The 20,888-nt window shown below is 32.3% G+C and carries 11 protein-coding genes; 4 read left to right on the top strand and 7 right to left on the bottom strand.

Annotated features, from left to right (window positions below; genetic code table 11):
- Positions 1-160: 160 nt before the first annotated feature.
- The 5 genes from HGP29_RS20665 to HGP29_RS20645 all read right to left on the bottom strand — a co-directional run bounded on the left by HGP29_RS20665 (position 161) and on the right by HGP29_RS20645 (position 12,607).
- Positions 161-3,193 (bottom strand): putative glycoside hydrolase, encoded by a 3,033-nt coding sequence (locus tag HGP29_RS20665; RefSeq protein ID WP_168884340.1) that lies wholly within the window; start codon positions 3,191-3,193, stop codon positions 161-163.
- A gap of 180 nt (positions 3,194-3,373) precedes the next feature.
- A complete protein-coding gene (locus tag HGP29_RS20660; protein WP_168884339.1) occupies positions 3,374-4,510 on the bottom strand; it encodes a putative glycoside hydrolase in 1,137 nt (378 codons plus the stop codon).
- Between the two features lie 302 nt (positions 4,511-4,812).
- Positions 4,813-8,907, bottom strand: coding sequence for a hybrid sensor histidine kinase/response regulator transcription factor (locus HGP29_RS20655; RefSeq protein ID WP_168884338.1), 4,095 nt, complete (start codon positions 8,905-8,907; stop codon positions 4,813-4,815).
- Positions 8,908-9,390: 483 nt separating this feature from the next.
- Entirely contained in the window at positions 9,391-11,214 is a 1,824-nt protein-coding gene (locus HGP29_RS20650) for an alpha-L-fucosidase (RefSeq protein WP_168884337.1), read from the bottom strand.
- 367 nt (positions 11,215-11,581) lie between these two features.
- On the bottom strand, positions 11,582-12,607 hold the full coding sequence (locus HGP29_RS20645; RefSeq protein ID WP_168884336.1) for a LacI family DNA-binding transcriptional regulator: 1,026 nt from the start codon (positions 12,605-12,607) through the stop codon (positions 11,582-11,584).
- Between the two features lie 146 nt (positions 12,608-12,753).
- On the opposite strand from HGP29_RS20645, the gene HGP29_RS20640 reads away from it, so the two are divergent.
- From HGP29_RS20640 to HGP29_RS20630, 3 genes are all read left to right on the top strand, one after another.
- Positions 12,754-14,532, top strand: coding sequence for an L-fucose isomerase (locus HGP29_RS20640; protein WP_168884335.1), 1,779 nt, complete (start codon positions 12,754-12,756; stop codon positions 14,530-14,532).
- A gap of 65 nt (positions 14,533-14,597) precedes the next feature.
- Complete coding sequence (gene fucK / locus HGP29_RS20635) at positions 14,598-15,992, top strand: L-fuculokinase (RefSeq protein ID WP_168884334.1); 1,395 nt, start codon at positions 14,598-14,600, stop codon at positions 15,990-15,992.
- Positions 15,993-16,120: 128 nt separating this feature from the next.
- Positions 16,121-17,164: a winged helix-turn-helix domain-containing protein gene (locus tag HGP29_RS20630; protein ID WP_211093355.1), complete on the top strand. Its 1,044-nt coding sequence runs from the start codon at positions 16,121-16,123 to the stop codon at positions 17,162-17,164.
- Between the two features lie 77 nt (positions 17,165-17,241).
- Here HGP29_RS20630 and HGP29_RS20625 read toward each other — a convergent pair whose 3' ends face one another.
- Together HGP29_RS20625 and HGP29_RS20620 are read right to left on the bottom strand one after the other, a co-directional pair.
- On the bottom strand, positions 17,242-18,180 hold the full coding sequence (locus HGP29_RS20625; protein ID WP_168884332.1) for a manganese-dependent inorganic pyrophosphatase: 939 nt from the start codon (positions 18,178-18,180) through the stop codon (positions 17,242-17,244).
- Positions 18,181-18,319: 139 nt separating this feature from the next.
- On the bottom strand, positions 18,320-19,276 hold the full coding sequence (locus HGP29_RS20620) for a hypothetical protein (protein WP_168884331.1): 957 nt from the start codon (positions 19,274-19,276) through the stop codon (positions 18,320-18,322).
- 481 nt (positions 19,277-19,757) lie between these two features.
- On the opposite strand from HGP29_RS20620, the gene HGP29_RS20615 reads away from it, so the two are divergent.
- Positions 19,758-20,678, top strand: coding sequence for a leucine-rich repeat domain-containing protein (locus HGP29_RS20615; RefSeq protein WP_168884330.1), 921 nt, complete (start codon positions 19,758-19,760; stop codon positions 20,676-20,678).
- Positions 20,679-20,888 lie beyond the last annotated feature (210 nt).

Genomic DNA, 20,888 nt, shown 5'->3' with positions numbered 1-20,888 from the left:
TTAGCAAAAAAATATCACTCTACATCATTTAATTCTATTATTTTAGTACAATTGAATAAATAAGCAAAGAAAAAACTCCTTAAACACTAAGTCAAAATAGTGATAAGGAGCATAAATTATCTTTTCAGAAGATAACGGATAATTATAAACTGAATAAATTTTATTGTTTTACCCAACGTTGTGTATAATACTTACCATCAGGAAGTCTAACTTTTACTAGAAAGATACCTGAATTTATTTTCTGTAAGTTCACCCATCTCATTTGATCAGAAGTTTCTTCAAATATTAATTTACCTTCAAGATTGTACACATAAACTTCAGTAACATCTCTATTAAAGTACATAATGTTGTGTGAAGAAGGATTAGGATAAACTACAAGTATAGCCTCAGAATCAATACTACTAGTAATTTTATCTTCCACAGGTACTTCGATGGTAAAATTCATCAACTCAGGGCCTCTAATGTCTTCAATAAAAATTGATTTATTTGAAGCATCAAAATCATAATCTGGTGATGCAAAAAAGAATAATAATTGATTGTATTCTTCTTCCAATAACTGAACACTACTAAAATCGAAAATCAGATTATCCCACTCGTCTTGCTTTGTGATAAATTTATCAACCTTAACTTGTGTTTCAGTCTTATTGTCTTTTCTCAAATAACATGATATCATATTATCTGTTATTGATTCATCCTCACTCTTCTGATAAATATTTATTGAAAAAGTACTTGATGTTTTAAGATCAATGGCCTTTTTTAAATTAAATTGTAGGAAAGAGAATACTGTATTTTCACCCCTAGTAAATTTTAATGTTGAAGTATCTGGAAAAAAACTTGTTATAATTGGTGAAGTAGCTGAATCTTCAATTATTGAGGCAGTATTTAATAGAGTATCTACCCTAACCAATGAGTTTCTCTTAGTTGTATTATAATATTCTACAAATTCGGTAGTCGTTTTGTTATTGATATTAATTTTTGATGATACTTCTAACTTATTATCACTTTCATCTACAATACTTCCTTTCGTAATATTAATTTTAATGTTTTTACTAGTTGAAGAAACAAGTGGTTTCGGTAGGTTTAATACTAATCTCTTCTCTGAACTAAAAACATTATCAAGGCCTTCGTAAATATCAGTATCAACTTCTAATTGGAAAGTTAGATCATTAGAAACTGTTATATTTTGAGTACTTTTAAGGTCTAATATGACCTCATTGCCATACTTATTTGAATACCCTTCCAACTCAATTGCATTACTCACCACATTTGGACCCATTACTCCTTCTAAGTAATATTCTAAAACCTTGTCGTTATCTGGAGTATCAAACCTCAATTGGATGGTATTCAGTTCAAGGTTTTTTAGTTGATCATAGGGTATTTCGATAGTATAATTTATCCATTCGTTGTATTGCTCTATCGGCAACTCTTCTTCCCAGATTAACCCATCATTATCAGTAATATTTACTGATATAGAATGATTTAGAACACTAAGATGTGATCCTTTTTTTACATAAAGTTGGAATTTAAATTGAGTGGTTGACTCAGAATCCAATGAACCATTCAAATAGAAAGATATTGAAGTTTGCTCATTTGGTTGATTCTTAAATTTACCTACAAATGTAGCCGTATTGTTTTTGGGGTCTGGATTCTTTACTTTTTCAAAATAATCCAATCCATCTGAATTAAGACTATCTACTAATGTTGAGGTCTGAGAATTGGCGTAATAATTAAAGAAAGACTTTTCAAAAGTGGCTGTTTTATTTTCTAAATCAACCATTACTTTACCATTTTCAAATTCTCTTGAGAGTATCCAACCTTCTTTTTTAAAGTTTGATAATGGCTTGCCAAAGTTCTGTTTAAGCTTCTCATAATCTTCCATCCACCCTTGTGTGTGGGCATATCCCCAACCATAAAGAATATAAGAATACTCATGCATTCCCATCAGAAAACATCCTAACGGAAAGTCCAAGTTATCATTAGCTAGTGCAATTAATTCATCCTGTGAGTATTGATCCATAAATTCGTTCTCTCTCCAATACCAACCAGGCCATGCTTTTAATAATACCATCTTTCCCTTCTTGCCCATATTGTCCATAGCTTTTAAATCAAGCAATATATTCTCCTTGCTTTCAGCTTGTAAAAAGGCAAAATGTTCAATCATAAATGCATCCACATAGTCTGCATATTGTGTACCGTTAGTTTGTTCGTTTACAGATCTTATTCCATTTACTAGAATAATTTTATCGTCTCCAATTGCAGATCTAGTTTCCTCTAAAAGCTTAAAAACACTTTCTCCAAGTTCATAAAACTTCTCTTCTCCCCAGTAGTTTTTATTGTTTTCAACAGTAATCTGAGTTAATGCATCCACAAATACACCATCTGTATTGCTGTTCACAATAGCCTCTTTTAATGACTGTACCCACCATGATCTCATCTCAGGATTTGTAAGATCATAATTTGTATTTGATGTCTCCCTACTGTCTTCTAAAACCCATTCAGGGTGTTGTTGAAATTCTTCGCTAGCCTCATAGACATCATAGTGTACAAATCCATTCCAATAATATAACACCTGAAGGTTAGGGTTAATTCTTTTAAGTTGACGAGTTTCTGCCGCAATCCCTTTTTCCGTACTTCCATAAGCCTTCATCGCATGAGTTTTCTCTAAAGTGATGAAGGGGCTTTGATGAGCGACAAACTGAACTTCCTCTTCATTTAGTAAATCAATATTCTTGTGAAAATGAAGGTGTGTATTGATATGATTCCATGAAAAATTTGGGTAATAATCTGGAAACTTCACTTCATATTGAACCGTATTTTCTATCGTTCTTTTCTCAAAAGACATCAATGATACCCCTTTATCGTTCAACTGATTATCAGAAAAAAATGTCAATGTGAGTTCATCGTAATCACTTATCTCAATCCAAGAAGGTATTAGTAAGTTGAGCATATTTTCAACCTGAGTCACCTTCTCTATAGTATACTCAACATTATTGATCCATAGGATATAATTCTCTCCACTAATTTCTTGTTCAAAAACGCCAATGTCCTCATATTCTATTGCTATAGTAGATCCATCTGAATGAATAGTAATATCAATAGGCTCAAGTTCGTTTCCTTCTTCACTATTAACAGCAAAAACAGAAGCAAATGAGATAATTAATAATAGAGGGATAAGAAGTATTTGTTGTTTCATTCGGTTGTTAATCTGAGTGATAATTCATTTCAAATCAAAGATCGCTGTAATGCATTGATTTTTGGGGCTTTTTTCTTTCAAAGAATTTCCAATTTGGACTAAAAACTGCCTTTACAGTATAAAAAAGACCCATTACTAAATAAATTAATAATGGGTCAAATTTACATTTTCAATAAAAACTTATTGGATCTTCCAATCGTAATTTGCTGTTTTATTTTCAAGGTCAACAGTGATAACTACATTCTCGAATTCTCTTGTTAAGACCCATCCATTTTGTTTAAATGCACCAGTAGGTTTACCAGGTGCTTTCTTGAATAACTCATAATCTATTTCAAAACCATGTTCATAATGGTACCCCCATGAGTAACTAAAATAAGCTTTATCATCCGCTCCCATCAAGAAGCTTCCTAAAGCAAATGGTAAGGCCTTTTTAGAAAGTTCTTCTTTTTCTTTAAATGACAATACCATTTTATCTTTATCCATCCATGCAAAACCAGGCCACCCTTTTACTAATGCCATTTTATTTGCCTTACCAATCTCTTGAATTGCTTTTATATCTGCTAACATCATTTCTTTTGATTCACTATGAAAATACCCAAAGTGTTCAATCATAGCTGCGTCTGCATATGGTAAGTATTGCATGCCTTTTGTCTCCCCTCTTAAAGAACGTACACCATTATAGATAATCATCTGATCATTACCAATAGCAGCTCTCAATTCTTCCATCAACTGAAAAACTCCTTTTTGAATAGCATCATATTTTTCTTTTCCCCACTTACGTTCGTTTACTTTGCTACCCACTTGCATAAATGCATCCATAAAAATACCATCACAACCTTTTTTAATGGCAGATTTTGCGACTGAAACCCACCAAGAACGCACTTTTTCATTAGAAAGGTCATACCTCTTCAGATTCTTTGTCTTTGGTTTATAATCAAGCGTTCCATCTGAATTCTTAAGCCACCACTCATCATGCTTATCGTATTCCGAATTAGCATCATAAAAAGGGTAATTTAAAAAGGCATTCCAATAAAAGATCACCTTTGCATCTGGATTTACTTTTCTTAATTTTCTTGCGTCTTTATAAATGCCATCCTCCGTATTTTTATTTTCTACAAAGGCATGACGTTTTTCTAAAGCCACAATATTCGTTCTTTCAGCAACGAACTTTACTTGTTCTTTGTTCAACTCATGTTCAACTTGTCCAAAATGAAAGAACAGCGGCATTTTATCCCAATTATGTTTAATTTCAATGTTTTGTGCTTTCGATAAAAAACTAGTTAACGAAAGAAGTAGTAATAAAGTCTTTAATTTCATTCTATTGTTGTTTTATAACTTCCAATGGTTGTTTCATCATCCACACCTTTAATTATGCTCACTTTATATTCGAGGTGAAAGTACTTTATCTTCCAATCTTATTGATATCATAGAGCCTTTATTATACTTTCATTTCACTTGTTAGCATTATCTACTCTCTATTGATATTCATCAAATAAGCAGATATTTATATAGGTAAACTGTTTCGATTCATCTCAAGGTAATGGCTCCTATTTTATCAAAGTAAGTGTTGCTGACCATGTAAAAGTAGATAGTGAATCCATGAAAATTTTGAACAAAAGTTACATTAATTTGTCACTTTCTTTCTTAAACTGCTTTTTATATGCTGCTGGTGTTACGGCATATTGTTTTTTAAACGCCTTAGTAAAATATGATTGACTATTGAACCCTACAGTATACATCACTTCCCTAATAGATAGTGCATCATCATGCTCTAAAAGGTGTGCTGCTTTCTTTAGTCGGTATTCTCTTAAGTACTTATTCGCATTCAATCCAGAAATCAATTTAAACTTTCTATAGAACTGAATGTATGACATGTTTACTGAATCAGCAATCTGATCAATATTAAATTGATCATCGCCATAGTTTTCTTCAATGATCTCTTTAATCTTCTTTAGAAGTATTTCATCTCTAGTAAGAATTTCTTCTTTATCAGGACTCATGATAATCTTTTTCTTAAGTTTTTCAGATTCATGAGATTTTTGTGCTATTAGATTATTTACCTGCAGTTCTAACATATAAGGGGAGAACGGCTTTGAAATATGAATCTGTCCACCTTTTTCTAGAGCCTTTTTCTTTGATTCATAGTCTACCAAAGCTGATAAAAAGATGATCGATATATGGCTTGTCTCAGGGTTTCCTTTTAAATGTTCTGCCAATTCATAACCATTCATTTTTGGCATATTGATATCAAGTAATAATACATCAGGACCTATAGACATTGTTTTTTCTAAACCATCCTCTCCATCTACGGCATCAAAAACCTGGTATCTGTCATCAAATAATTGATGAATTAATGAACGTATATCTTCATTGTCATCTACTACAAGAATCTTCGGCTTATTATTCTTTGTAACATCAGGAACTGAGTCTTTCTTAGCTTCCTTTTCGATCACTTCATCTTCATTGATGTTTTGAAGTTCTTTTGTTGCTTCTTCAATATTGGTTGGGATTGAAACTACAAACTTAGTACCTCTATGCTCTTTGCTATCAACTGTGATTGTCCCATGCTGTAGATCCAGAAGTTGTTTTACTAAAAATAGTCCAATGCCACTACTTCCAAAGACAGTTTCTTGGTTTTCACCATTGTAAAACCTTTCAAAAATATGACTAATTTCTTCTTGCTTAATACCAATTCCATTGTCTTCTACTGTCATAACCATATTGTCATGATCTTGTACAACATGGAAGCTTATTTGCCCCCCTTTTGGGGTATACTTAAAAGCATTAGAAAGTAAATTAAACATAATTCGTTCTATCACCGCTTTATCAAACCATCCTTTTATAGGGGCTGTTTCTATTTGTACATCATAATTGATATTCTTGTCTTTTGAATAGTCAATAAAAGCATCTGCTGTCTTCTTAACAAAAGGAGCAATGTCTTGCTTGATTGGCTTTAATTTCAATTCACCCTTACCAATTTTTCTAAAATCAATAAGAGAATTGGTAAGGTTCAATAATCTTTGTCCATTAATATTAATGTTCTCCACAAAACTCTTTAACTCAGGGTGAAGACGGTTATCATAAGCCAGTTTCTCTAACGGACTTAGAATTAATGTTAGTGGAGTTCTTAACTCATGACTGATATTCGTAAAGAAAGTTAGTTTGGCTTCATTAATCTCCGTTAAATGCTCCTTATCCTTCTGCTCTGCCAAAACCCTTTTCTGTAATCGAATCATATTTGATAAGTATTTTGTTACACCAAATATGATTAATGATAGAATAAGGAGATAGAAAAAATATGCTGTAAATGTACGATACCAAGGGCTTTCAATAATAATATCTAATCTTTTCACCTCTTCACTTTCTACCCCATCACTATTGTAAGCTTTCAATTCAAAAGTATATTCTCCAGAGGGTAATTTTATGTAGTTCGCATGACGTTGATCTGTCTCTGTCATTGTCCATTTGGTATCAATACCTTTTAATCTGTATGCAAACTTTGTATTGTTTATTCCTTCTGGATTTAAAGCTCCTAGCTCCAATGTAATTTGATTCATTTCATAAGGAAGCGTAATACTTTCAGTATTAAATATTGGTGAAGTCAACAGGGTTTTATCATCATATTTTTTATTGGCTTCGATCTCTTCATTTCTAATTTTCAAATGCAAAATCTGAGGGTTTGGGACAATAGGGTTATTCTTTATTTCCAATGGGTTGAATGCTACCACCCCTTTTAGGGATCCCATTAATAGGGTACCATATTGATCTTTAAAATATGAAGACTTTCTAAAATTATTAGCACTTAAACCGTCACTAGTATCATATATTTTGATAGCATTGTTTTTGGGATTAAACTTAACGATACCATCATCTGTAGATAGCCATAAAAGGCCTTCTTTGTCTTCTAAAATACTATAAATCACATTATCAGGTAAGCCATTTGCTCTTGTGATTCTTTCAAAACCAATAATAGAATTATCCCTTTCGATACATTTATGTAATCCTCCTCCAAAGGTACCAATCCATAGCACATTCGTTGAACTTCTATATATTGTAAAGACCTTATCTTCACCCAATGAATTTACATCTACTTTAGAAGTATGGAAGGATTTCACTTTATGAGAATCCTTAAAGTATTGAAATAACCCATTATTCGTTGCAAAGTAGATGCTTTTATTGTTGTCAAAAATCTGATTTACATGTCCTTTTACCTTTAAATTCTCATGAAAAGGAATCACATTTATTTTTTGATTATTAACGACTTTTTGTCCACCTAGATCAAACTCGTAAATCTTTCGTCCAACAGAAAAAATAATCTTACCATCAATACCTTCCAACTCGTCTACTACATTAATATTTGAAGGAAAGCCTTTAATTTCTAGGTACTTTTCTTGTTTTAAATCATAGATATACAACCCTTTGTTAGTACCAATAAAAATCTGATTGTTTATTTCCTTTAAGCTATTAACATTCAAATGACTTAAAGAACTTTTAAATGTCATTTCATGTGATTTTTCTAAATTAAATTCTTGTTCACTGATATTGATACCATTCAGGAAATGACCTACCCATAATCGGTTTTTACTATCAATTAATATATCGTTCACAAGATTAGAACTTAGTGAATTGCTCCTAACTTTATTATTACCTATGATATGAAATAACTTTTTATAAGGATCAAGAATACTAATTCCTCCATGACCCGTTGCAAACCAAACAACTCCTGATTCTTCCAATAATATATCGTTGATGATATTACTCGACAAACTGAAATCCTCATCACTATGTTTGTATCTTAAAATAGACTGACTCTCATTATGATACCTTATTACACCTCCACCAAAAGTTGTAACCCAAATATTCCCTTTATTATCGCTCTCAAAGTTTGTAATATGAAAATGGCTATTTCCAATCGCGTAATTAGATAAGTCTTTAGAATTGACTAATCTGATTTTCTCCCAATTAAGATCAAAAGTCAATATTTTCTGTCTAGTTGAGACGTATAAATTTTTCTTTTCTTTATCCAACATCATTTTTGAAAAGAAATGATCTTTATACTGGCTAATTTCTAATTCCTCAATTGTAAAAAAGTTTCCCTCTTCACCTCTTTTACTAATGTGTAATGCTTTATTAGTCAGGATATAATAAGTGCCATTATAGATCACCATATCCGAATATGTGATATCCTTTTCTATTCTTGAACCAGCAACATCTACTTTCTTTACAGATATATTTTGTAATTCTCCTTCTACCAGTAACAAGTCTTTTTTTGTCAAGATCCACTTTTTGTTATCATTTACCTCAATAATCTTGACTACTTTATTTCCATTGATTAAAAAGTTATTTATTTCAGGAAGATTTAAAAAGGAATTATTATTTATAGAATAGATTGAAATACCTGCATTTGTACTTAACCATAATTTCCCTTTTTTATCATCATAAATATCATAAACTGAACTATTGATCAATGACTTTTCATCTCCAGGTTCATGAATAAAAGACTTAAATTCATTGCCATCATATCGAATTAACCCATTGGGTGTTCCCATCCAAATAAACCCAAACTCATCCTGGTGTAAACAATTAATTGTATTCTGGTTTAAACCATCCGTATTTGTAAGGGTATTAAAATAAGGAATACTTTTTATTGAAGCGTGTAAATTTGGTACTAAAAGAAGTTGTACTATAATCAGTATAAAAAATCTATTTATCATATTATAAAAATCTTTTAAGCGGTGTTCTATTACTATTTAGGCTATTTGATATGATAACTCATTGATCATTGTTGTAAAATTACAATTCGAACCTGTATAAACGAGCAAAAAAAGTAACAATTTATTGTTCATTTCTTTCAAAACACTCAAATTAGACAAAGAAATAGGTGTTTTATATATCAAGATATAATTTCTTGGAATACTTTATTTGGCATATTGTTAAGAAAGACTTCTGTCAAGAGAAATGCTCTAATCTTTACTATGTGTATAAAGGACTGAAAAATATCACCAAATGAATATATAACTTTTCTAAGAATCAATAATTAAAAAAAGGACAAAAACAGCTGTCTTCGTCCTTTTCTATTTACTTGATTTTTTGAAATGAAATGATTGTTCTTTTATCAGAGTATTTTATTTATATGTCCACTTTTTTCGGGTAATCTATAAATTAGGTATAACCTTTTTGTGATCTTAGATTATCAATTAGTTTACATTTTTATCTTCAGATGTAGGTACTGGCTCGAAAGAAACCGAAGCTAAATTAATCCAACCTGTTTTATCGATATCATTCAGCTCAATAGTGATTTTCTGTTTCCCTTCTTTTTCAAAATTGATAACGCCTAATTTTCTTTTCTTAAAAACATCCATTCTTCGTACCTCTCTCTGATTCTTTACTTTACTTACTTCTCCACTATATGTTGGTACGAAATTATATTTTTTATCATTGATCGTCAGTAATCCTTCTTGCATATCAGAATCTTGGTCGCATGCATAATCAATTGATACTATATACATACCTGAAGATGGAACGACTACTTCCCAAGATGCTTTACTTCCTTTAGAAGCCCATTGAGTTAATACAGGCTTTGAATGCCAATCACCAAAGATCTCCATCCATCTATTTTTACCTTTTTCTACTGCAACCAATTCTGCTTCATGAGGTAATAACAAAGTTTCAAGACCAGAATTAATCACCTTATCGGTTGATACTTTCGGTGTACCTTCAAATTCAACAACGATTACAGAAGCAATCGCATCATGTTTCATTAGTGGAAGTGTTAAGACAGTAGAAAGTTCATTGGTAGAAACATTTACCTCTTTTTGAGAATCCATGAAATAGGCTTTTAATGTCTTGTTCTCAAACTTTGGTAGATTTAGTGTATAATTTTCTGGCCACTCTTTTACAAAAAGATACATTTTATTTCCTTTTTGGGTAGCAGCAAATTGTGTTTGTCCACCTAAATACAAGGGTTGTGTTCCATAGATTGCCTCTTTATATTTTGAGATCCAATGTCCTGTTTCTCTTAAAATCATAGCTGAAACATCAGGAACAGAACCATCCGCTTTAGGACCAATATTAAACAGATAATTTCCGCCTTTAGACACAACATCAATGAGTCTGTGTATAATCTCGTCTTGAGTCTTCCAGTTGAAATCTAAATTGCTGTATGCCCATGTGTTGTTGTGTGTATCACATGTTTCCCACAGACCATCTAAAGGCATTGAAGGAATTTCATTATCACCTAACGTTGTGAAATCACCTAACCCCTGACCAATTCTAGAATTGATAAGACAATTAGGTTGGTATTTCTCAACCATCTCTTTTAACTGTACTACTTGTTCTTCACGAATAGGACCTGGAGTATCGAAGAAAATGCAACCAATTTCACCATAACCAGTAAGTAATTCTTTGATTTGAGGTAATGCCTTTTCTGTTAAGTATTTCTGAAAATCAGCTTCATCAGGATTAAACTCCCAATTGTTTCCATACCCATTTTTTTCAAACCAATCTTGTGTCTGTGAATAGTAGATACCAAATTTAAGGCCTTTCTTTTTACATGCTTTTTGAAGTGCTTTTACAACATCTTTCTTATATGGAGTTGCTTTCGTAATAGTAAAATCACTTACTTTTGAATCAAACATAGCAAAACCATCATGATGCTTGGCGGTTATTACCAAGTATTTCATACCTGCATCTACTGCTAACTGAGCAATGGCATCCGCATCAAATTGAGAGGGGTTAAATGTCTTAGCTGTTTCTTTGTAGTCTTTAGTATTAATTTTGGCTCTTTTCATGATCCATTCATTAATACCAAAATAGTGTTGACCATCCCATTCTCCAGCCATCTTAGAATAAAGGCCCCAGTGAATAAACATGGCAAATTTTGCTTCTGTATACCAATCGGTATTTTTAGTGATATTCTTATTAATAGTCTGTTCTCCCCATAATTCGTCCATCCCTTTTTCTTGAGCATTAGCAACTAAAGAAATGAAAATGAGGAATTGTAAAATAAAATTTCGTCTCATTTCAGTTTATATTAAATAGAAAAAAATGTTATCTGTGCTATAAGTGCTATTCCAAAAGTACAGTGTTGGGAAAAAACGTCGTTGGAAAAAAGTTTCAATAAATTGCTCTTTTCTATCAGACTGGAAAAAGTGTTGATTTTTTTAAGAAAAAGACCATTTTTAGTATCAAAAACACCTCTATCGAATTAATAGATCTTGTTAAAAAATGGTATCGTTGGGCTGAAATACTAATTCACAAGTAGTCAGGAATGGAATTATTTATGATCTCTTCTGATTCTAAACTCAAGAAAAACTAGCCAGATATAGATTAATATCATCACGAAGTTTTCTTTCAAGTTTCATGTTCTGAAAGTGATATTTCAGAACATCATGTGGACTCTCTTCTCAAATAAAATGTTTTCACCCTTGTTGTATCATAAGCATAAGATTCTCCTTTCTTATTATGTTCAATTTCGTCTAATAATAACTCTGATGCCTTCTCTCCCATTTCTTCCGCCGGCTGATTGATGGTTGATAATTTTGGTGAAGTATATATAGACAAAGGCTCATTCGCAAAACCTAACAAGGAAATATCATCTGGAATTTTAATGTTATTCTCTTTCAAATATTCCAATGCCTGAAATGCAAAATAGTCATTAAAGCAAGTAATAAGATCAATCTCTTCAAAAGTATATTTTGAGAAAAATCGCCTTAAGGCTGATTTCACTTCTGATTCATGATCACAATGAATGATAAAATCTGGATTTTCTTCAATGCCTTTTTCTCTAAGTGCTTCTTGATAACCTAATGTTCTATTGAATGACGTTGAAACACTATTGCTACCTTGTATATGAATAATTTTCTTTTTGCCTTGATCAATAAAATCACATACTGTCTCAAACATCCCAGTAAAATCATCAGAAACAACATAATTAGCGTCTATCTCTTCATAGATACGGTCCATAAATAATAAAGGGATTCCCTCATCTTGAATATCAATCAAAAATGACGGGTCTTCATGTTGGTAGGATAGAAAAATAATTATTCCATCTACATGATAAGCCGATAATGATTTACAAGCCTCTTTTTCCTGTTCTTTAGAATTTCCAGCTGTAGATATAATAATCTGATAATTATTTTCATGCATCACTTTCTCCACTCCTTTCAATACGCGAAAAAAGAAATTAGTATCAAAAGTGGGAAATATCACACCAATAGTTCTTGTACTTTGTCGTTGTAAACCTTGAGCTAGTGGATTGGGTATATAATCCATCTGCTTCGCTAATTGTCTTACCCGCTCCTTGGTCTTAATATTTATTTTAGGATGATCATTTAACGCTCTTGACACCGTTGAAACATTCATTTCCAAGGCTTTCGCCAGATCTTTTATTGTCGTCTTTCTCGATTTCTTCAAAGCAGTAGTCTATTTTTTACAAAGTGATCGATTCTTTTCCAAAGGTAAATTGCAAACGTTTGCATTGCAAACTAAATCGAACAGTATTTATAATTGTAACATCAACACGAACAACTAATGTATTACAACATTTAATCATAGATAAAATGGTTTTAAACGAATCTAACTTACCAAAAATTGGTATTCGACCTACTATTGATGCAAGACTTGGCGGTGTACGCGAATCTCTTGAGGAACAAACAATGGCTATGGCTCAAACTGTAGTTGACTTCTTAGAAGCCAACTTAAAGTATCCAAATGGAGAGGCTGTACAATGTGTAGTTGCAGATTCTACTATTGGTAGAGTTAGTGAAGCTGCTGCCTGTGCAGAAAAATTTGTAAAAGAAAACGTAGGTTTATCGATCACTGTTACTCCTTGTTGGTGTTATGGTAGTGAAACGATTGATCTTACTCCACATATTCCTAAAGCGATCTGGGGCTTCAATGGTACAGAAAGACCTGGAGCTGTTTATTTGGCTGCAGCGTTAGCGGGTCATTCTCAAAAAGGAGTTCCTGCTTTTTCTATCTACTCTCATGAAGTACAGGAAGCCGGTGATACATCAATCCCAGCAGATGTACAAGCAAAATTATTAAAGTTTACCAAAGCAGGATTAGCAGTAGCTGCAATGAAAGGGAAGTCGTACTTATCTATTGGTTCGGTGTCAATGGGTATTGCAGGTTCTATCGTAGATGAAACGTTTTTCCAAGAGTATTTAGGCATGAGAAACGAATATGTGGATATGTCTGAAATCTCAAGAAGAATTGAAGAAAATATTTATGATCCAGAAGAGTATAAAAAAGCTTTATCATGGACTAAAGAGTATTGTGAAGAAGGCATTGACTTAAATGAAGACAATGTAAAAAGAACTGATGCAGAGAAAGAAAAAGTTTGGGAGAAAGTAGTCAAAATGACATTAATCTGTAAAGATTTGATGCAAGGTAATCCTAAATTAAAAGCATTAGGTTTCGGTGAGGAAGCATTAGGACATAATGCACTTGCGGCAGGATTCCAAGGACAAAGACAATGGACTGACTTCCAGCCTAATGGTGATTTTATGGAAGCAATTCTCAACTCATCATTTGATTGGAACGGAATCCGTAATCCTTATATGATGGCCACTGAAAATGATGCTTTAAATGGCATTACGATGTTATTTGGCTACTTATTAACAAACCAAGCTCAAGTTTTCTGTGATGTAAGAACATTCTGGTCAGCAGATTCAGTTGAAAGAGTAACTGGTGAGCGTTTAGAGGGGTTAGCAGAAAATGGTATTATTCACTTAATTAATTCAGGTTCGGCTACACTTGATGGTACAGGTCAACAATCTGATGCTGATGGCAACCCTGTAATGAAACCATTCTGGGAAATTTCTGAGGAAGAAAAAGAAAAATGCCTCACGAATACAAAATGGCCTGCTGCCATCCATGAATACTTTAGAGGAGGTGGATTCTCTTCTCAATTCCTTACAAAAGGTGGAATGCCTGTAACAATGGCTAGAATTAACTTAATTAAGGGAGTTGGCCCCGTATTACAATTAGCTGAAGGTTGGTCAGTTGAGCTACCTGAACATGTACATAAAACATTAGATCAAAGAACAAATGAAACTTGGCCTACTACTTGGTTCGTTCCAAGATTAACAGGTGAAGGTGCATTTAAAGACGTATATTCTGTAATGGCCAACTGGGGTGCCAACCACGGTGCATTCTCTTTTGGTCACTATGGAGAAGAATTAATTACACTAGCATCAATGCTGAGAATTCCTGTATGTATGCATAATGTAGATACAAACGGAATATTTAGACCTAGTTCTTGGGCAGGACATGGTATGGATGCAGAAGGTGCCGATTATAGAGCATGTGATAACTACGGACCACTGTACAAGTAATAGTTTTTCTTTACCAATAAAAGGCTATCATTCCTGGTAGCCTTTTTTTAAATCATTATTCTATTATGACAAAGGATTTAGCAGTTGTTCTTGATTGTGGAGCAACAAATATCAGAGCAATTATTATCGATAAAACAGGTAAAGTAATTGCAAAATATGCGGTCAACAACAACTCCAGACCAGATCCCATCAATGAGGAATATACAATTTGGGATCTTGATGAAATTATAGATAAACTAAGTTACTGTTCACAGAAAGTTATAGAATTAGTTGATCATAAAAGAATTGCTAGTATTGGTATTAGTACTTTTGGTGTAGATGGTGCATTTGTCAATGAAAGAGGAGACCTTATAAGTCCAGTAATTTCATGGAAATGCGCTCGTACCATCCCTGTCTTAAACAATATTGATAACTATTTCAGTAAACAAGATCTTTTGATGAAAACTGGAGTGGGTTCATTCAGTTTCAATACAATCAATAAGTTAATCTGGTATAAAGAGAACCAAGAAGAAACGATAAATACAGCAAAATATTGGTTGTTCATTTCTTCGTTAATTGGACATCAGCTTACTGGCGAATTTTACACAGACCATACAATGGCAGGAACATCACAGCTTTGTAATCTAGTTTCACAAGATTTTGATGATGAGATACTGAATAAAATTGGCTTAAGTAGAGACCTTTTTCCTAAAATGAAATATGCAGGTGAACAGGTAGGGCTATTACATGCTAAAGGTGCTCAATTATTGGGCCTTCCAGAAAACATTCCTGTAAAAAGTATAGGGCATGATACTCAATTTGCTCTATTTGGAGCAGGTGTTGATTTAAAAAATGCGGTATTAAGTTCTGGAACTTGGGAAATTCTAATGGTTCAAGCAAAAGAAGTTTACCTTAAGCCTGAGTTAGAACAATATGGTATTACTGTTGAGTTTGACCCAGCCAAAGGTTTTTATAATATAGGCTTACAATGGATGGCTTCAGCGAATATAGAATGGGTTAAAAATACATTCTACAGCGACCTTCCTGAAGATAAAGTATATCAAGTGATGATTGAGGATGCTATGAATTCCAAGCTCACTGAAGATATCTATTCTCCTAAATTACAACCTGATCAGGATATCAATATCTCTGCACAACTAACCTCAAGCAGAGGTGATATTTTTAAATCCTGTATGCAATCGATCAGCAACCAACTAAAGAAGGCTGTAAGTATTTTGGAAGAAGTAAGTAACTTCAAAGTGGACCAAATTACTGTAGTGGGCGGCGGAGCTAAAAATGCGTACTGGAATCAATTAAAAGCCAATAAAACAGGCTTGAGAATCCAAACCATACAAGAGAAAGAAACTACCGTTTTAGGAGCATCATTCTTTCTATTTGAGGAATCTCCTGAAGTAATTAGAGAAAATTACAAATATGATTTTTCTAGTTTTACTCCAGAAGAGTTAGAAGTCAATGCTTAAGTTGTTTACTGGAGTATAACATCTTTTCTTATACTCCGGTAACTTAAATATCATCACTTATCATCAACGAAAATCAATGGGATTTTAAATTTCCATATGATTCTAAATAGGTTTTCCTACCACCATCTATGATAGACTTTAACGATCAGCTATATACCACTTTTCAAGAGGAGAGTAAACAAAATATACCAAAGTATGTTCAACTAAGTAATACTTTCAAATCACTAATTAAGATGGGGATTTTGAAGGCTGATGATCGTATGCCTTCATTTAATGAGCTGATTATTAGTTTAGATGTGTCGAAGGATACGATTGAAAAAGCTTACAAGATTCTAAAAGATGAACACTTTGTAATTAGTGTAAGAGGAAAAGGCACCTTTGTGATGAGTAGTTCTTCCATGGGTAAAGTAAAAGTTTTATTGATTTTCAATAAAATGAGTAACTCCAAAAAGAAGATGTACGAAGCCTTTGTGAAAACTTCCGAAAATCACTTAGAAACAGATATTCTAATGCATAATGGTAGTCTTCATCGACTAAAAAAGATATTAGCTGAACAGAAAAACAACTATCATTATTTTGGGATCATTCCAATCTTTAATCAAGTATCTGACTATGATGTAGATCAAGCATTAAAAATCATTCCAAAGCACCAATTATTATTATTGGGTAGAGCTGAAAACAATCTTACTGAAGAGTTACCTAGTGTTTATGAAGACTTTGCAGAAGATATCTTCAATATTCTTCAACAAAACATTAAGAACATCCTTCCCTTCTCAAAATTACATTTAGTGATTGCTAAGGATAGTTCGAGATCTTTAAAAGATATTTGGTCTGGATTTGTTAGGTTCTGTATTCATTTTAATCTCCCTTATACAGTTACTACCACCTTTGAAAGTAATACCATAGAAAAAGATTCCCTCTATATTGTTACAGATGATGAAGATCTTGCAAATATTGTAAAAGATAGTAGAGCCAATAATTATAAATTAGGCCAAGAGATTGGAATAATTTCGTACAATGATTCTCCCTTAAAAGAAATTATCGATGGGGGTATTACGATCATTTCTGCATCCTTTAAGGATATGGGTAAAATTGCAGCACTACAGATAATAGATAAGCACTTAGAGAAAGTGAAGGTTCCTTTTATTATGAAAAGAAGAGGTTCATTCTAATAAAAAAGGTTGATCTAATGAAAGACCAACCTTCTCCGTATAGGTAAAACCTAATAATATTTTTACTTCAATAACTACTATTTGTTATAAAAAGCAGATACTGGAGGAATAAAATCATTCTTACGAGAAATTTTTCCTGCTAAAGCAACACCTAAATCACCTTTAGTTACACCGTATGCCTCCTCTAAAACTTTAAAGTCTGCATCGTCTGCACCGATAATTACAGAATTGTTTGTAGTAAGGTCTACGTATGCAAAGAAAATGGCATTGTAACCATTCTTCTTATTTTCTTGCATTGCAGCAGAAATCTCATCATGTTTTGCAATTACTTTGTCAATTAGTAAGCTTTCACAAACACCAAAACCAATTTTAATATCACCGAAGATAAAATCTTTGTAATCTAAGTTTAAGATTTCAGCTGCAGTATATTTTGATAAATCAGACTTGGCGATCAACATTTGTTGTGCAAAATCCTCAACGTTTTCCACACCAGCGATTTTAGCTAACTTTGCAGCAATTTCTCTATCAATATCAGTAGTATGTGGTACTGTTAAACCTAAAGTATCAGAAAGAATACCTCCTAACATCACACCGGCCATCTGCTTTGTGATTTCTACGTTCATTTCTTCGTAGTAATCAGCGATAATTGTACAACAAGAAGCTACTGTACGCATATCAATATGGATTGGCCCTTTTTGGAAGAAGAAATTATCTTGAACCGCGTGGTGATCGATGATTGATAAGATATTTGCCTCAACAACAGAAGCAGCAGATTGAGTAGTTTGGTTATGATCAACAACAACTACATTCTTTCCTGAAAAATTATCTTCAAAAGCAGGTACTTCTACACCAAATTGCTCTAATACAAATGTTGTTTCAGGGTTGATTTCACCTTGAACGATTGGTGTACCTCCCCATAAATTTGCAGCTGCAATAGCAGAACAAGTACAGTCTGTATCTGGGTTTTTATGCCCTACAAATAAAGCGTCTTTTGGAAAAGATAGTTGAAAACTCATTGCCTTCTTTTTCTTGGTTATTTTGATAAATTTTTAAAACATGCGAAAATAAAAAAATTTCTTCGAATCACACACATCCTCTTCCCCACTTTATACAGGATTTCTAATCTATATTGAATAACGTCATAAAAAATAACATTTATAGTTCTCTATTTAATTTAGAAAGAGCCTTATTCATGGCTTCTACACCATTCTCAATCTCACCCAGCATATCAATTCTCAGTCTCAATAATTCTTGATTATAAATTCCTGATGGTAATAATAAGACTCTCAAGCGTTCCATTTTTTCTTCTTCAGTAAACTGTTCTTCAAAAGGCTTCCAATTGTCTTTAATTATTTCGATCCCAGTTCTTCCATTCCCATCTACAATATTTTCATCTGTCAACATATACCATATGGTTGAAGAGAATAGCTTTTGCTGATTAGTCTTGGCATATACAGAACGAATAATATTTTTGTGATGATCCACTTCAACAGTAGCATCTTGTCTCGATGATTTAACGGCTAAATAGGTACCAGCAACGGCACCTGCAATACCAATCCAATCTTTGGCATCACTATCGTTTAACCCTTCATCTTTCGAAATCAAGATACCTGCAACTAATACCGTTGATAAAGTACCTACGATAATGGCAGCATTGGATAGGCGAGTTTGCTTTTTATTATTTAATGCTGTTAGATCATTTAAGATCCTTGCTAATCTTAATTGTTCACAATGGATACTACTCAACAATCCATCATTTTCAAAAGAGGCCAATTGTAATCTCTTATCAATTTCATTTTGATAGTAACTTTTATGCAAAAGTATTCTATCATTCATGTTGCCTGCTTTTATTTTCTCATCCAAACGTTTATACGCTTTAATATCTTCTGATACACCATAAATTTCAGCTAAGATTAAGCTACTCTTTGAAAATCGATTGGTCATAAAAGTATCCTCTAATACATCATAATCTATAGATATTTTGAGCTCATCATTAGAGTAGACCGAAAAACAGTTATCTTTTGTTGATTGCTTTGGGGACTGATAATAACTTTTTTTTGAACAGCTGAAAACAATAAACAGTAAACCAATAAATAGTAAATATTTTTTCAAGTTTAAATCTTTAAGTGGATATCAATAACACTTTTACAATAAAAGGATCGGGCAAAAGTACGAACTAAATTAATCTCTACTTTACAATGTTATCATAAAATTTTATAGACTTTTATCAGCTAAAATTAAAATAATAGATAAACAAAAAAGACATCCGAATATCGAATGCCTTTCCGAAAAGTTTTTCCTGTACGAATACTAAATCTGTTTTGTTGTACTTATGATTAGTACATTAAATCGTCTATTTTAATAACCTATTAGTAAATTTAGATGAATTACTGTTTGTGTTTTACTTACATCAATACTAACGGGAATTAATGAATGATTAATCAATAAAAAAGATTGAAACGGAAATACTATTTACTGAAACGACATAATAATGAACTGAAACGACTCGTTGTATTTAAGTGTTTAGTATTCAATAATTTTATATTCGTATATTCGATATGAAATAGATTTCAATCATTGCTTTTTTAACTACATGCAACTCAATAAATTTATACTACTATTCTCTCTATTACTAACTCCTTTTCTCAATAATGCTCAAACCAATAGAGCAAATAAAAACTTATACTTTGATTTGGAAGCTTTAAAAGAAGATGAAGTTTTTCATGATCTTTCTAGTGCAATCAAAAAACCATTTAAAGTAAGGGTTTTAGATCTTTCTAATAGAGCACTTAATACGTTACCAAAAGAAGTAAGTACATTTCCCAATCTAGAATGTATTGATATCTCTTACAATCAATTTACTTCTCTACCTGAAGTGTTGCTACAAATGGATCTTAAAGTATTGTTTATCAATGGTAACGATATCAAATCTTTACCCAAAAAGGCTAAAACATTAAAAAATACAGTAATTATTGCTTCAGGGAATCCTATTACTAAAGAAGCTCAAAAGCTAGCTTACAAAAGCTATAAATCTTTATTTTTTAGTAAGTATACTGCCTTTGAAAGAATTGGCCTTGGTATATACCCTGGATTAAATCTTTCATTAAATGAAGCCATCAATGATTCATTAAATGCCATTTCTGGAATCCAAAGTTTAGAAGAACAGAAGTGTATCAATAATAAGTTGTACGAATTTACTGGAATTGGGCGACTGATTATTAGTAATACAAGTCTTTGTCACTCTGAAAAAAAACTAGGAAATTTTATTGAACTGTCTTCACTTCAAATTATAAATTCGTCCATTAATTTATCTACTGTCCCCTTTTATAAACTGCTGGGATTAAAAGAACTCTTCTTTGAATCTACCGAGATTATTGGTCAACTTTCTTCTTCATTGTCTTGTATTGAAGGACTCGAGTACCTTCATATCAGCAACAGCAAAGTATCTCAAGATGATTTGATGGATTTACAAAATAAACTCCCCTATTTAGAAATTATAGTCGATAAAAATTAATTGGGCACAAAAAAAGTAGATAACATCATCATCTACTTTTCTAACCCAAATTTTATCTTATAATCCCTTTTGCTGATTGAAAAACTTACTATAATAAAATCGTATTACTTATTAATATTTTTATTGTTGACTCACATCTTAGTAACCTTATTGATAAAAAGTTAGTTCAGCAAATCATAAATATCAGATGAGAATACTATTTCAACAGTA

This window comes from Flammeovirga agarivorans, assembly GCF_012641475.1.
GTDB classification, from domain to species: domain Bacteria; phylum Bacteroidota; class Bacteroidia; order Cytophagales; family Flammeovirgaceae; genus Flammeovirga; species Flammeovirga agarivorans.
The sequence above is the reverse complement of the archived record's forward strand: the minus strand, read 5'-3'. Positions and strand labels throughout refer to the sequence as shown.

Bases quoted from the DNA above. Each gene is read 5' to 3' on its own strand.
- HGP29_RS20665 (WP_168884340.1), bottom strand. From the start codon at position 3,193: ATGAAACAACAAATACTTCTTATCCCTCTATTATTAATTATCTCATTT.
- HGP29_RS20660 (WP_168884339.1), bottom strand. From the start codon at position 4,510: ATGAAATTAAAGACTTTATTACTACTTCTTTCGTTAACTAGTTTTTTA.
- HGP29_RS20655 (WP_168884338.1), bottom strand. From the start codon at position 8,907: ATGATAAATAGATTTTTTATACTGATTATAGTACAACTTCTTTTAGTA.
- HGP29_RS20650 (WP_168884337.1), bottom strand. From the start codon at position 11,214: ATGAGACGAAATTTTATTTTACAATTCCTCATTTTCATTTCTTTAGTT.
- HGP29_RS20640 (WP_168884335.1), top strand. From the start codon at position 12,754: ATGGTTTTAAACGAATCTAACTTACCAAAAATTGGTATTCGACCTACT.
- fucK (WP_168884334.1), top strand. From the start codon at position 14,598: ATGACAAAGGATTTAGCAGTTGTTCTTGATTGTGGAGCAACAAATATC.
- HGP29_RS20630 (WP_211093355.1), top strand. From the start codon at position 16,121: ATGATAGACTTTAACGATCAGCTATATACCACTTTTCAAGAGGAGAGT.
- HGP29_RS20625 (WP_168884332.1), bottom strand. From the start codon at position 18,180: ATGAGTTTTCAACTATCTTTTCCAAAAGACGCTTTATTTGTAGGGCAT.
- HGP29_RS20615 (WP_168884330.1), top strand. From the start codon at position 19,758: ATGCAACTCAATAAATTTATACTACTATTCTCTCTATTACTAACTCCT.